11 protein-coding genes are annotated in these 15,006 nt (G+C 38.2%); 1 reads left to right on the top strand and 10 read right to left on the bottom strand.

Annotated elements, in window-relative coordinates; translation table 11 throughout:
• Positions 1-48 precede the first annotated feature (48 nt).
• Genes gldG through kbl form a run of 5 tightly spaced genes read right to left on the bottom strand, consistent with a single transcriptional unit; the run spans position 49 to position 4,830 of the window.
• A complete protein-coding gene (gldG, locus tag IW16_RS09970) occupies positions 49-1,719 on the bottom strand; it encodes a gliding motility-associated ABC transporter substrate-binding protein GldG (RefSeq protein WP_034743216.1) in 1,671 nt (556 codons plus the stop codon).
• A 4-nt stretch (positions 1,720-1,723) separates the two neighbouring features.
• On the bottom strand, positions 1,724-2,452 hold the full coding sequence (locus IW16_RS09965; protein ID WP_034743213.1) for an ABC transporter permease: 729 nt from the start codon (positions 2,450-2,452) through the stop codon (positions 1,724-1,726).
• A gap of 60 nt (positions 2,453-2,512) precedes the next feature.
• On the bottom strand, positions 2,513-3,064 hold the full coding sequence (locus tag IW16_RS09960; RefSeq protein WP_034743210.1) for a CopD family protein: 552 nt from the start codon (positions 3,062-3,064) through the stop codon (positions 2,513-2,515).
• 16 nt (positions 3,065-3,080) lie between these two features.
• Positions 3,081-3,602, bottom strand: a complete 522-nt coding sequence (locus IW16_RS09955; protein WP_034743207.1) for a hypothetical protein — start codon at positions 3,600-3,602, stop codon at positions 3,081-3,083.
• 31 nt (positions 3,603-3,633) lie between these two features.
• Positions 3,634-4,830, bottom strand: coding sequence for a glycine C-acetyltransferase (kbl, locus tag IW16_RS09950; RefSeq protein WP_034743204.1), 1,197 nt, complete (start codon positions 4,828-4,830; stop codon positions 3,634-3,636).
• A gap of 160 nt (positions 4,831-4,990) precedes the next feature.
• Here kbl and IW16_RS09945 point away from each other — a divergent pair, with 160 nt between their 5' ends.
• The gene (locus IW16_RS09945; RefSeq protein WP_034743201.1) at positions 4,991-5,869 is read left to right on the top strand and encodes a cupin-like domain-containing protein; all 879 of its coding nucleotides are present in this window, start codon (positions 4,991-4,993) and stop codon (positions 5,867-5,869) included.
• A 31-nt stretch (positions 5,870-5,900) separates the two neighbouring features.
• On the opposite strand, the gene IW16_RS09940 is transcribed toward IW16_RS09945, so the two are convergent.
• The 5 genes from IW16_RS09940 to priA all read right to left on the bottom strand — a co-directional run bounded on the left by IW16_RS09940 (position 5,901) and on the right by priA (position 14,845).
• Complete coding sequence (locus IW16_RS09940; RefSeq protein WP_034743197.1) at positions 5,901-6,473, bottom strand: hypothetical protein; 573 nt, start codon at positions 6,471-6,473, stop codon at positions 5,901-5,903.
• 93 nt (positions 6,474-6,566) lie between these two features.
• On the bottom strand, positions 6,567-8,504 hold the full coding sequence (locus tag IW16_RS09935) for a M1 family aminopeptidase (protein WP_034743194.1): 1,938 nt from the start codon (positions 8,502-8,504) through the stop codon (positions 6,567-6,569).
• A 254-nt stretch (positions 8,505-8,758) separates the two neighbouring features.
• Complete coding sequence (locus IW16_RS09930; protein ID WP_034743191.1) at positions 8,759-10,684, bottom strand: M1 family aminopeptidase; 1,926 nt, start codon at positions 10,682-10,684, stop codon at positions 8,759-8,761.
• Positions 10,685-10,768: 84 nt separating this feature from the next.
• Entirely contained in the window at positions 10,769-12,238 is a 1,470-nt protein-coding gene (gene dacB / locus IW16_RS09925; protein WP_051890080.1) for a D-alanyl-D-alanine carboxypeptidase/D-alanyl-D-alanine endopeptidase, read from the bottom strand.
• A gap of 159 nt (positions 12,239-12,397) precedes the next feature.
• Positions 12,398-14,845 (bottom strand): replication restart helicase PriA, encoded by a 2,448-nt coding sequence (gene priA / locus IW16_RS09920; RefSeq protein WP_034743188.1) that lies wholly within the window; start codon positions 14,843-14,845, stop codon positions 12,398-12,400.
• Between the last annotated feature and the right edge of the window lie 161 nt (positions 14,846-15,006).

Below are 15,006 nucleotides of genomic sequence, written 5' to 3'. Positions count from 1 at the left end.
TGCCCCAATAAATAATAAACCACCGCTTTCAGCAGTGGTTTATATATTTTATCCAAACTTCCTTTTCCTCATCCAGAAGAACAATCCTCCCAGCAAGCCAATTACTACTAAAGGTAACAGTAAATTCAGCCATTGCCAGTTTGCTTTCTCTTCTGTGATACGGTTTCTGTCCAGAAGTCTTTCTTCGATGTTTCTGTTTCGGAGTGCCATCAGATTGCTGTCATCGAGAAGATAATCCAGTGCATTCCTCAGGAACTGTTCGTTTCCGAACTCCTGATTGGTCAGGCGGTCAATTCCCATAGGAAGGGGCTCGCCTTTGTGCATTTTATTTCTTCCGACATCACCGTCAGCAATGACGATCATTTTGTTCTCAGGGCTCTGGCTTTTGAAGCCCGGATATCCCTTTCTTTCAATTCTTGATGCATACGCAGAATTAAATTTCCCTTCCAAAGCAACCGCAAAAATCTTCGGCATGCTTGGTTTTTCCATCTGACCAAGGCTGTCTACGCTGGCGATTTCTTTAAGATCCACGTAATTTGGCACCTGCTTTAGAAGTGTTCTTTCGCTGGATTCAAAAAGAACCTGCGTTTTGATATTTTTTCTTCCACCCAAAGTATCGATGGACGTTGGGAATTCAAATTTTACAGGGTTGATGTTTTTCGTAATCGGATTATTGTTCTCAGCTATTCCAAGTGGAAAATATGGCCATGGAAGACTTGTATACTGAGGGTTCCCTCCTACTTCACCGGTTACAAGTTTCAATAATGCAAATTTCTTTACATCTTTCACCAAAGCCGGATTGATTCTGATTCCGTAATTGAAAAAGAAATCCGTCATATTGATATCTACCGGGAAAGGCATTACTTTCTGTGATCTTGTCAGCGTATCCATTTCAGCATTGACGGCATCTATCATCCAAAGTGTTTTTCCGCCATTCATAATGAACTGATCAAGAATTACTTTTTCATTATCGGTAAATGCTTTTCTTGGTTTTGCAATCACCAAAGCACTCATCTGCTTCAGCAAAGGCAGATCTTCCAATGTAAGTTCTGTCTGATTTTTTGGGATCACAGGACCCGCATCGTAGTTTTCCATAGCCAGCTGTACAAACCCATGAAACTCTTCAGGGCTCAGTTCGTCATGGTTTACAAGAATTCCTACTTTCTTTCTCTTGTTGGCTGCAATATTCTTTATGTTAGAAACAAGACTGTACTCCAGTCCTTCTATGGATCTGGTCAGCTGCTGGTCCGCATCTATTCCTGCCTGCTGTACGACCAGCGGAATAGAAACCCCTCTTTTATCATATTTTATCACGGCATAAGGGAAAAGCGTAATCTGTGAGATCTTTCCATCTTTGACATCCGGAAGAACAGAAGGCTGCATACCCATTGCCATCAGGGTATCCTGAGACATTTTTGTTTTAATAGGATCGATGAATTTGAAATCGATCTTCGGATTGATCTTCCTGAATTCTTCCAGCATAAATCTGGTTTCATTCTGAAGCTGTTTAAAGCTTGCCGGGAAATCACCTTCAAGATAAACATCTACTGTCAGCGGCTTTTTCACCGATTCCAGTACTTTTACCGTACTTTCCGAAAGGGTATATCGCTTCTCCTTGGTTAAATCCAATCTGATTCCGGAATACGTAAGCAGAATAACCAAAGGTACCACGGCAATTAAGAAAATTCCTAATGGAGACTTAAAATTGAACTTCTTCATAATGCTACTTCTTTTTAGTGATAAAATGGTTAGACAATAATAACGTAGCACCAATGATCAGAATAAAATAAGCAACATCTTTAAGGTCAATAAGACCTCTGGTAAAGCCTAGAAAATGCTGATAAAAACCTATATTCTGAAGAATAAAATCTGCACCTCCCAACAGCTTATAGCTGGCCAGCTGCTCGATTCCGAAATACATGATAAAACACATGAAAACCCCCAAAAGGTAAGCCATGATCTGGTTCTGAGACAGTGAAGAAGCCAATATCCCAACTCCTGAGAAAGCAGCAATTAATACGATCAGACCAATATAACTGCCGAAGGTCATTCCCAGGTCAATATTACCAGCAGGAACGCCTAAAACATATACGGTATAAAGATAAATAAGCGATGGGATAAGGCATAAAACCCCAACAATCCATACCGAAAGAAACTTACCCGCTACGAGGTCTGAAACTTTTAAAGGTTGTGAAAATAGCCAGTTTAGCGTTCCCGTCTGCTGTTCTTCCGCAAAAGTCTTCATAGAAAGTGCAGGAATAATAAACATCAGCAGCCACGGAACCAATACGAAATAGCTCTGAAGAGAGGCCATCCCGATATCGAAAATATTAGAATCATTTTCGAAAAAAAACAGGAAAAGAGCTGTTATCAGACTGAATGCACCGATAATTATCCACGCGCTCCAGTTTCCAAAGTAACTCCAAAGTTCCTTCTTTAAAATTGCAATCATAGTTTTTTAGTACAATGTAAAAAGCAGAATGTATTCATGTCTACACTCTACGTTTCACAATTATTTGTTTTTTTTATTCTTATTAACCAATTTTACGGTCATCATGATCAGAAATACAAGAACGAAAAATCCTCCGATTAATTGCCACCAATACTCAATTACTGAAGATTTCAGAATCACTGTGAACACGACAAGAAACAGAATGAATGTTGCGATCTCGTTGGCCTGCCTCAATTTGATATTGGGGGTTTCTATCGTTTCGCCGTTCAGTTCTTTCAGTTTCAGTACTTTCTTCCAGCACCAGTAATGATAAATAGCCAGACCAATCAGGAACGTCAGCTTGAGATGAAACCACGGCATCTTCATCAGTCCGGTATTCAGAAAGATCATCACAATTCCACAAACCGCCATAATCACACCGGCAGGAACCGTTATAATGTTCCACAGTCTTCTGGCCATGAAAGTATACTGTTCTCTGAGTATCTTCTTTTTTTCGTCAGCAAATTCATCCGTGTCCTTGTAGTAAACGAAAATTCTAACGAGATAAAAAATTCCCGCAAAATAGCTTACCATAAAGATGATATGCAGTGCTTTGATTATTGTATAAAGCATCAGTAGATATAAAAAATTATTGGTCGGTAGCCTCCACAGGCTCCATTTCTTGCAGCTTTACCTTTTTTGCACCCAGATTAACGTAGTATTTTTCCAGTTTATTCAGGTGGTCTTCGCTGGTCTCCTCACCTTTTATCTGCCGGCCATAATCGCTCCAGACAGTAATGCAGAACAGACCTTTTACTAAAGTTCTGGAATTGGACTGCTCAAAGTTTTTGCCAAGAAATGCATCCAGATCATTTTTTGTTTTAAACTCATAAACCATCACCCCGCCATCATTTCTTCTTGTATTATTATATGTAAAGGTGTAGAAATTTTTTATGGTAGCCGCTGTTTCCGGGCCTTCAATTTTTGAAATAATATCGGGATTATCAGTCACAAAAGGGGTCTTTGTAATCCCGATATCTTTCATTTCTTTATTTATTGTAGCAGGTTTCATCCCCTGCAATTCCACATTTTTAAGATCGAAATCCATAATGCTCTGTGCAGAGAAACTTTGAAAACATACAAAACCTATAATCAGAAGTATTTTTTTCATAAACCTGTTTTAAATAATTTTATGGTTTTAATTAAGAGATAACACCAAGCTCTTTTCCTACTTTTTCAAAAGCAACAATAGCCTTATCAAGGTGTGCTCTTGTATGGGCAGCAGAAAGCTGTACTCTGATTCTGGCTTTTCCTTTCGGTACCACCGGATAGAAGAACCCGATCACGTAGATACCTTCATGCATAAGCTTTTCAGCCATTTTCTGAGCAAGAGGAGCATCATACAGCATTACCGGAACAATCGCAGCATCACCTTCAGGAATATCAAATCCTTTAGCCACCATCTCTTTTCTGAAATACTCTGCATTTTCCATCACCTGATCACGAAGTGATGTATCATCAGAGATCATATCCAATACTTTCAGGGCAGCACCTACAATACCCGGCGCTAATGAATTGGAGAATAAATAAGGACGGGAACGCTGTCTCAGCATATCGATGATTTCTTTTTTACCGGATGTAAATCCTCCCAAAGCACCACCTAAAGCTTTTCCTAATGTAGAAGTAATAATATCTACTCTACCCATTACTTCATTGGCTTCATGAGTTCCACGGCCTGTTTTCCCGATGAAACCTGTTGCATGAGAGTCATCCACCATTACCAGAGCATTGTATTTATCTGCAAGGTCACATACACCTTTCAGATCAGCTACAATACCATCCATAGAGAAAACTCCGTCTGTAACGATGATTTTGAAACGGTGATCTTTTTCAGAAGCAGCTATTAACTGAGCTTCAAGATCTGCCATATTATTGTTTTTGTAACGGTATCTTGCCGATTTACATAGACGTACCCCATCGATGATTGAAGCATGATTCAGTTCGTCTGAAATAATCGCATCTTCTTCTGTAAACAAAGGTTCAAAAACCCCTCCGTTTGCATCAAAACACGCAGCATACAAAATGGTGTCTTCAAGGCCTAAGAAATCAGCAATCTTTTTCTCTAACTGCTTGTGGATATCCTGTGTCCCGCAGATAAAACGTACAGATGACATTCCGTATCCGTGAGATGCTATCATGTCCTGAGATGCTTTCATCACCTCCGGATTGTTGGACAGACCCAGATAATTATTGGCACAGAAGTTCAGAAGTTTTTTTCCGTTCGCTTCTATTTCTGCACTCTGCTGGGAAGTGATGATTCTTTCTCTTTTATAAAGACCGTCATTTTCAATGTTTTGCAGTTCGTTCTGTAAATGTTGAAGATATTTTTCAGAGATCATTTTTTAGTAAATTTTTAGATGCGCTAATTTAATAAAAAGGCGGTAAAATATCAGCTTTTAAAAGTTTTATTCTAAAAATAGAATTCAAATTCAGTTTTAACACTATTAGTCTACTGATTTAGTAGGATATTATTTATATTTGCTTTTTAAACTGAGGAATATGAGACTGACTCCGATAGAAAAAGTAAACAGAATAAGTTCCAGAAACTTTATCAGTAAACATATGAAACCGCGCCTTCCCGTTATTATGGAAGATTTTGTAGATCCGGAAAGTCCTGCTTTCAAAAAATGGAATTATGAGTATTTCAAGGAAATCGCAGGCAATCATAAAGTGAATATCTACGGAAGCGAGCTGGAATCTCTTGATAAAGTGGCAAGCAGTCCTGTCGGACAGACTACATTTTCAGAATATCTGGATCTGATAAGCACAGCTCCAACGGAACACCGCCTTTTTTTATTCAATCTGCTTACCATAAAACCGGAACTTAAAGAAGACCTTTATTATAATGATGTTACGAATGGAAAAATACTAAAATGGCTTCCTTTCATGTTTTTCGGGGGTGAAGGTTCCATCACCAGAAATCATATTGATATTGATATGTCCCATGTTTTTATCACCCAGTTCCACGGAATCAAAAGAATCTGGCTTTTCCCCTGGGAACAGTCGGATCTGATGTATAAACTACCCTACAACTTTCACAGTCTCCCTAATATCAAAGATCCTGATTACAGAGAATTCCCTGCCCTGCTCTATTTAGATGGTTACGAAGCTGTACTAAAGCCTGGCGAAACCCTTTATATCCCTTCCGGATGGTGGCATTATATACAATATGAAACTGAAGGATATTCTGTTTCTGTAAGAGCGCTTCCATCCAGTCTTCTTGAAAAATGGCGGGGCTTCAAAAATATGGTGGTCACACGCAATTTTGATAATATCATGCGCAGAATCTTCAAGGAAAGGTGGTTCAGATATAAAGCAAAAACCGCGAGAGTAAGAGCTGCCCGCGCAGTAAGAAAACAAAAAAGCTTTCTGATCTGAAAGCTGATTCATTATACGTTTAATCTTAAAATTATTTTAACAATGGAATTACTGTATGTGATAGCATCTCCTGAACACCCTCCTTATTTTTATTATCCAATTTTCTATAATCTTTCCAGTTGGTGACCATCTTTACCTCTCCCTGATTGTTCACTACAATAAATTTTGAAAAATCAGGAATGGTTTCAAAGTTTGGCGGAGTAATTTGTTTTGCAAAAATTTTGTTCCGCTTTTTTACAGCGTCTCCATACACTGTATTTTTTAAAACCAACATATTAGCCAGTTCAGATCTTTTTTTAACAATGCTCATAGCCAATTTCACTTTCATATTGTCTTCAGATTCTACCAAAACTATATATACCTGAGTATTGAAATCATTTTCAAGTTTCAGTGCATCAGGCAAATGTTCTATACAAGGTTTACACCAGCTGGCCAGCGTATAAAAGACGGTATTGGGTTTTCCGGAATTTTTAGCAATACACAGGATATCATTTTTATCAACTGCACGGACATCTATAAATTCAGATTTTTCCAGATTACAATTCTCCAGTTGCGAGAACAGCATTGTGCTTCCAAAAAGACAAAAAGCAAGTAAGATTTTCATGGATTTTAGTTTTTGTAATAGGTTTAAAGTTTTAATTTCAAAATAACAAAAACGGACTTAAAGTCCGTTTCCATTAATTATTTAAAATATTTTTTAATGTTTTAAAAATTTAATATTTTTCTCCTGAACCGTAAAGATATACGTCCCCGGCACAAGGTCTGAAATTCCAACTGATTTTCCTGGCTGATATACATCTGTCCTGATCAGTTTCCCATCAATAGAATGGATTGAATATTCAGCTTGCTTGTCAAGTCCTTTCAAATACAATTCATTTGTAGCAGGATTCGGATACAGTGCAAAATCGTCTTTCTCAACAGAAGATACGCTCAACGTATTATCCTGAACCACCGTTGAATTTTTATCTAAAATCTGATGCTCATAATTGAATTGAACGCTGGCAACAGGGAAAGGTACTGTTTCAAGGAAACCCTGATTATTTGTGGTGTGGTTCAAAACATAATAAGCAACCTGACCTCCTGTTCCGTTTACTTTGATCGGTAACGGCATTTCAAAAAAGCTTACTGAAGCGTTACTTTGTGTCTGTCCGGCCTTAAAGAAGATCTGGTTTCCGGTCTGTCTCCATTTGATGTTATAGGTAGGGTATCCCTGTCCATAAAGCCAGTCATTGAAAAATTCGGTAAGGTCTTTTCCGCTGGACTGTAGAAATGAAGCCTTAAAATCTGCCGTACTTGCATATCCATAGGCCAGATTCGGTCTTGCATGATAGTCTTTTACCGCCTGATAGAAAGCTGCATCTCCTAAGATCCATTTGATCATTCTTACAATATACCCTCCTTTGGCATACGAAAGTCTGCTGCTGAAGATCGTGTTTGAATTGGACAGTTCAGCATCTGAAACATAGGTACTTCCTCCCGGATTACTTGTAATTGTGCTTTTCTCACCAACCAAATAATTCATAAACTGAGCATTCGTCATCAACAGTTTTTCGTTTGCCAAATGTTCTCCAAACGTTGCAAAACCTTCATTCAGCCAGATATCATTCCAGGTTTTACAGGTTACTTTGTCTCCAAACCACTGATGAGCCAGTTCGTGGGCAATAATATCCCTTCCCCAGGTACCCATAGAAGACATGGTCTGATGTTCCATACCGCCTCCCCACTGGAATTCCATATGTCCGTATTTTTCGTTACGGAACGGATAAGGTCCTAAGTACTCTTCAAATATGGTCATGATCTGTTTCGTCCATTCTATATTGGCCATTTTTGCAGCATTGGAATTCGTAGAAGGGAATACATAATTCACAAACGGAAAAGGCGGATTTCCAATGGTGCTGTTTAATTTTGTAAAGTTGGTAATAGAAAGTGCGATAAGATACGCTGCTGTAGGATAAGCCGTTCTCCAGAAAGTCAGTTTCTTTCCTCCCGGAAGTGTCGTTTCGGACATCAGCTTACCATTCGCTGCTACGTTATATTGTGATGGAGTTGTGATTTTAAAATCAAATCTTTCAATTTTATCATTAAGACTCTGTTTGGTTGGGAACCAATCCTGCGCGCCATAAGGCTCACTTAATGTAGAAAGAACTGGTGTTTGCTGTGTGCCTTGATTACCATTAAAAAAAGCATTATAAGTAGTAGCAGGAGCCCCTGAATAATTAATCGTCAGAGAATCCAGTGTATTGGCCGGAAGAGAAGCTGGAAAATCTATTTTTACTTCTTTTGTAGGGAGCTGTTGAAACGTTAAATCTGCTCCGTGGTACTTCACCTGAGAGACGGTAAGATCATCTGTAAGATCAAAGTAAATACTGCTCATCATCTGATTTGGTTTGAAATGAGAAGTCACAGACCCTGAAATATTGTAGACTGCAGGATCAAGAGCAATATCCATCCTCTGGTATTGAAGATCATAGTTTGAAGTATTGGGATTCACGTTGTAAGTGATCATTTTTTTTGCAAAGGATTTCATTTCCTGTGCAACCAATCCTTTCTTCTCAATATTATGATCGTGGTTATTCTGGCTGTAAACTACCTGCGGAAGCAACAGACTCAGAATCAAAAGATAAAGTGTTTTCATTTACGGTAAAATTATGCGCATAAATATAAACAAAAACCTTTCAATCATTGATTAAAAGGTTTTTTTTCATAAACAATTATATTTACCTAAAAAATAGTATCAATTTGTGATATATTATAATATTTAATTCATGTTATTTCAAATAATACATCATTTTATTTAATCATAAGCAAGAACAAAATATGTTTTATTTTAACAATTTAAAATCTATTTATGCATTTTATTAAAAATAAATACATAATTAATGTATTTATTTAGTGTTTTATAAATTTAACAGATTGTTCTTTAACTGAAAAAATATAGGTGCCGGGAACCAGTTCTGAAATTCCGATTGCTTTTCCTGGCACATATTTGTCTTTTCTTACCAGTTTACCATCTACAGCATGAATTGAATAGTCTACAGACCTGTCAACACCTTTTAAATAGAGTTCATTTTTTGCAGGGTTTGGATATAAAGCAAAATCATCCTTCTCCACAGAAGATACGCTTAACGTATTATCCTGAACAACTATTGAATTTTTTTCCAGGATTTGATAATCATAATTGAATTCAACGCTGGTAACAGGAAAGGAAACAGCTTCTAAAAAACCCTGATTGTTGGAAGTATTATTCAACACAAAATAAGCAGTCTGCCCCCCTGCTCCATTTACTTTAACCGGTAATGGCATTTCAAAAAAGCTTACTGAAGCATTGCTCTGCGTCTGTGAAACTTTGAAAAAAATATTATTTCCGGTCTGTTTCCATTTGGTGGTATAAGTTGGATAACCTTCACCATAAAGCCAGTCATTAAAAAATCCCGTAAAATCTTTTCCTGTAGACTGAAGGAGTGAGGCATTAAAATCTGCCGTTCTCGCATAGCTGTATGCTAAATTGGGTCTCCCATGATAATCTCTTACCGCCTGATAAAAGGCATCATCACCCAGGATCCACTTGATCATTCTCAAAATATAGGCTCCTTTTGCGTAGGTAAGCCTGTTACTGAATATCCTGCTTACGCTGGCAAGTTCTGAATCAGGCACATAGGTAGAACCATCCGAAGCAGAGGTAATATTGTTGATTTCTCCCAAGAGAAAATTCTTAAATTCCGCAGGGGTCATGAGTAATTTCTCATTGGCAAGACCAGCTCCGAATGTGGCGAATCCTTCATTCAGCCATATATCGTTCCATGCACCACAGGTCACCTTGTCCCCAAACCACTGATGGGCCAGCTCATGGGCGATCAGTCCTTTGCTCCAGCTTCCCATAGAAGACATGGTCTGATGTTCCATTCCTCCGTTGAACTTGAACTCCATATGTCCGTACTTTTCATTCCGGAAAGGATAAGGTCCAAAATAGGTTTCGAAAGTATTCATGATCTGCTTGGTCCATTCGATATTAGCCATACTTGCTGCATTCGCCTGTGTGGAAGGATAAATATAATTCACAAATGGAAACGGAGGATTACCCATCGTATCATTGAGTTTCACAAAATTGGTGATAGAAAGCGCGATCAGATAAGCCGCTGTAGGATAGGCCGTTCTCCAAAATGTTAGTTTCTGACTACCCGGAAGTGTTGTTTCAGACATCAGTTTTCCGTTGGCAGCCACATTATATTGTGATGGTGTGGTGATTTTAAAATCAAATCTTTCGATCTTATCATTCATGCTCTGTTTTGTGGGAAACCAATCCTGCGCACCGTAAGGCTCACTTAACGTACACAAAATAGGTGTTCCGCTCTGGGTGGTTGTGGTAAAAGCATTTCCAGCAGAAGGAGCACCTGAGTAATGGATCGTTAGCGAATCCAGGGTATTGGCTGGAATTGAGGCCGGAAAATCTATTTTAATCTCTTTGGTAGGAAGCTGCTGGAATATCAGATTAGTTCCGTGGTACTCCACCTGAGATACCACCAGAATATCAGACAGATCAAAATAAATGCTGCCCATACTCTGATTGGGTTTAAAATGAGAAGTGACAGAACCTGAAATATTGTATACTGCAGGATCTAAACTAACATTCATCCTCTGATACTGAAGATCATAATTTAAAGTATTGGGATTGGTGTTATAGGTGATCATTTTCTTTGAAAAGGCATTCATCTCTTTTGTGATGAGTCCTTTCATTTCAATATTTTGTTCCTGTACCTGGCTATGGAATGGCTGGAAGATCAAAAAGCCCAGAATTAGAAGATAAAATTTTCTCATACACAGTATATTAGATATAACCAAAGATAAAAAAAACCTTCTAATCATTGATTAAAAGGTTTTTAGAATTAAAATAAATATTGTTTAAAGATCGAGAGCAGGCTCAAGAATTTTTTCCATTCTTTTCTTAACCATGTCTACAGATCCTGAATAGTTGTTGACCATTAAAGAGAACACCAGTGTTTTTCCTGAATTGGTTTTAAGGTATCCTGCTAAGGTTTTAACTTTGTTTAAAGTTCCTGTTTTTGCAAAAACCTGTCCGTTTCCGGTACCGATGAACATCCTTTTCAGTGTCCCTGACTGTCCGCCTACCGGAAGTGAAGTGAAATACGTTTTGTAATATTTCTCATCCATTAGAGAAGTCAAAAACTTCACCTGTGAAATCGGTGTTACATTATTACTTCTTGAAAGTCCGCTTCCATCCATATAATTCAGCCCCATCATATCGAAGCTTTCATTCCTAAGGTGTTCTGTTACGACCATCCTTCCGGATTCTGAAGTCTGATCTCCCATTTTCTGGAAACCAGCTGTTTTCAATAAAGCTTCTGCGAGAGAATTATCACTGTGCTGGTTCGTGTAGAATACAATATCACCCAATGTAGGAGACTTATATGCTGCTACCAGTTTTCTGGCTTCAGGAGCTGCATCTGTCATTTTTGGGATTACCTTTCCTGTCACTCCAATTCCGCTTTTTACCAATGTTGTTCTGAAAGTATTGGCGAGATAAGCCGGAGCATCAGGAAGTTTTGTTGTCAAAGTCCCATCTCCTTCATACTTTTCTGCATATACCATCTGTTTTACATAAGGCGAAACATAGAAATATTTTTTGTCGGAAGAAAATCCCGATTTTTTTACGATCAGCTTTTCATTAGCCGGATTGATCTCGCGGGTAGTTCCTACGGGCAGATAATAATTATTGTTTTCAAGCCATACAACATTTTCCGGAAGCACTGCAATATTGCCTTTGAAAAGCGCTGTCTGTATGATAATATCACCATTTACCTTTCTGATTCCCTCGCGTGAAAGTCCACCCATGAAGTCTGAAATAATGTCTCTGTAAGACCACGCTCCTGCTTTATTGGTTCCTAAAGAAGGGTCTCCGCTGCCTATCAGATACAAATTTCCATTTAAAACTCCATTCTCATCAACAGTCCCTGAATATTCCAGCTGCGTCATCCAACGGTAGTTTTCACCTAAAAGGTTTAATGCTGTTTCCGTTGTTAACAATTTGGTAGTTGAAGCTGGTACTAAGGGAGTGTTTTCATTGTACGAAGAGATTACCTTCTTCGTTTTCGGGTCATACACTACGAATCCCCACGTTGCATTTTTCAGCACAGGATCCGCCATCATTGTGTTTACATTAATGTCTACAAGCTCTTTGGCTGACAAAATAGTCCTCTCTGCTACTGAAGTAACCGGAGAAGGCAGATTCAAAGTACTTCTTTGACTGTCGTATGCCTGTGAGTAAAGAACTGTAGAAACGGTAGATTGAGCAAGGAAAAACCCAGAAGCCAATACCGCTGCACTTGAAATATATTTTCTGTAATTTACCATCTATCTTTTTTTGTTCTATAGTTTGACGCTATAAAAAATGATAAGTTAAATCATCCAATTAAAGAGCCAAACACTTAATCAACGACCAAAAGTAGAAATTATTGTCAGATAAAGGGCTACAGATGTCTTATAAAAGAGCCTAAAGTTTGTTAAAAAATGTTAAAAATCCACTAAAACATCTTTTTTAATACTTTGATAAGCAGTGATTTCATCAAATTCATTCAAACTCAGCAAAACCATTTTTTTGAATTCATCATACTTTTTTCCGCGTGGAAGTTTGAGCATAATCTGGAACTGATACAAATTATTGAGCCTTGCAATCGGAGCTCTTTCGGGTCCCAAAACACATTCTTCAGGAAGATATTTCCTCAGAATAGAGCCTAAAAACTGAGAAGCCCTGTTTACTTTATCTTCTTTCCTGTGTTTCAGCTCGATCATGATCAGCTTGGTAAATGGCGGATAATGGAATTTTTGACGCTCAGTAAGGATATATTTATAGATTTTCGCCGGGTTATTCATCTTGATCAGCTGAAAAACGGAATGATCAGGGTTGTACGTCTGAATCAGAATTCGTCCTTTCCCTGAAACTCTTCCTGCTCTTCCTGACACTTGTGTAATGAGCTGATAGGCTCTTTCCTCTGCCCTGAAATCCTGTACATACAGTAAGGAATCTGCTTTGGGAATAGTCACCAGTTCGATATGGTCAAAATCAAGTCCTTTAGATATCATCTGAGTTCCGACAACGATGTCTGTTTCACCATCTTCAATCTTTTCATAGAGTTTTTCGTATGCAAATTTTTTACGCATAGAATCTACATCCATCCGGTCTACAACATGATCGGGAAACAGCTTGGACACTTCTTCATGGATCTGCTCCACGCCCACTCCCCTTTCATTCAGTTTTTCGGATTGACACTTCGGACAGCTTCTCGGTTTTGAGGCTCTCTGCCCGCAATAGTGGCATTTCATTTCATTGGCAGCCTTGTGATAGGTCATAACCACATCACAGTTTGAACAGTAATTGACATAGCCACAGCTTTCGCATTCTATAACATTGGCATAGCCACGGCGGTTGTGAAGGACAATAGCCTGATTTTTTTCATCCAGGGTTTTCTTGATCTCATCAATCAGATGTAAGGAGAAGTTTCCCGAAACTTTTTTAGATTCCTGAGCTTCTTTAAAATTGATCAGTTCATATTCCGGAAGATTCACATTCCCAAATCTTTCATTCAGGAAAACATATTTTATTTTATCTTTTCTGGCATTGTAATAACTTTCTACAGAGGGAGTTGCTGATCCCAGAATCACTCCGGCTCCGTACATATTTCCCAAAACAAGCGCAGCATCTTTTGCATTAAAATTAGGAGATGCTTCTCTCGGTCTGTACGCAGAATCATGTTCTTCATCTACTACAATAAGTCCAAGATTCCTGTATGGAAGAAACATCGCATTACGCGTCCCTATAAGTATTTTGATATCATTATGCTTAATTCTTCTCCATACTTCTACCCGCTCAAAATCAGTCAGTTTCTGATGATAGAAACCGAGCTGCCTGCCATATTTTTTTTCTAATCTTTGGGTAATCTGTTTGGTGAGAGAAATTTCAGGAAGCAGGAACAGAACATTTTTCCCTTCCTGTATGCATTCATCTATCTTCTCTAAATAAATATGGGTTTTTCCAGAGGAAGTCACGCCATGAAGCAGAACGTTTTTCCCTTCTTCAAAGGCTTCATCGATTTCATTTTTTGCTTCCTTCTGCTGTTCGGTAAGTTCCTCAAGCTCTTCAATTTCGCCTTCATAACTTTCGATCCTATCCTTTTGCATCAGGTATTCTTCGACGAGACCCTTATCTGCCAGTCCCTTAAAATGTGAACTTCCGAAATATCCGTCTTCAAAAAGTTCTGCTTTCCTGATAGGAACTTCAGGATGTTCGGTCTGTTTTTCCAAAATAGCCAGGAACAGATCTTTCTGCTTCGAGGATCTGTTGAGTCTCACAAGAATCTCTGTAAGATTCTGATTTCCCAAAACCTCATCATTGATTTTTACATAGGCTACTTCTTTGGCCTTATATTTTTCAGCTATTTTTTCGTCAATTTCGATATACTGCAGATCGATCAGGGAATTGATCGTTTTGATGATATCTTTTTTAGGAATAAATGCTTCTATATCCGTAAGATTGATCAGTTGACGTACTTCCAGCGCCTGAATAAGGTACATTTCATTAACGTCAAGATTCTCGAAATCAACTGTTGTATTAGGCTTTAATTTTAAATAGGTTTCACTTTCCAGTTTTAAGGAGGAAGGAAATGCAAAACGGTAGATTTCACCCAGCTTACAAAGATAATAATCTGAGAGCCAGTTCCAGAAATCGATCTGCTCTTCCGGCAGTATCGGCTGGTCATCCAAAATACTGATGACTTCTTTTGCTGAAAAATTTTCAGGAGCATTGTCATGAAGTTCAAAAACAATTCCTGTATAAATTTTCTTGCCCCCGAAAGGCACCAGCACCCTCATTCCTGTCTTTATATCAGACATCAGTTCTTCAGGAACTTTATATGTAAAAGATCCTTTTAAGTTCAACGGTAAAACGATTTGGGCGTACTGCAAGGGAAATATTTAAAGTGTAAAATTAGATTTTTCTTTAGAGAACTGCAATTTTTTATTGAGATTGTCTTTTGCTTTTGTGAGGATCTGTGATGAAATTTAAACCTGGTTAAAGCCGTTTTCTTTATTATTAAAAATTAAACGGGTTTTAGCCCGTTTCTATT

It is taken from the genome of Chryseobacterium vrystaatense (assembly GCF_000737765.1).
Classification (GTDB): Bacteria; Bacteroidota; Bacteroidia; order Flavobacteriales; family Weeksellaceae; genus Chryseobacterium; species Chryseobacterium vrystaatense.
Note: the sequence above shows the minus strand (reverse complement) of the source record. Positions and strands in the feature narration are given on the sequence as shown.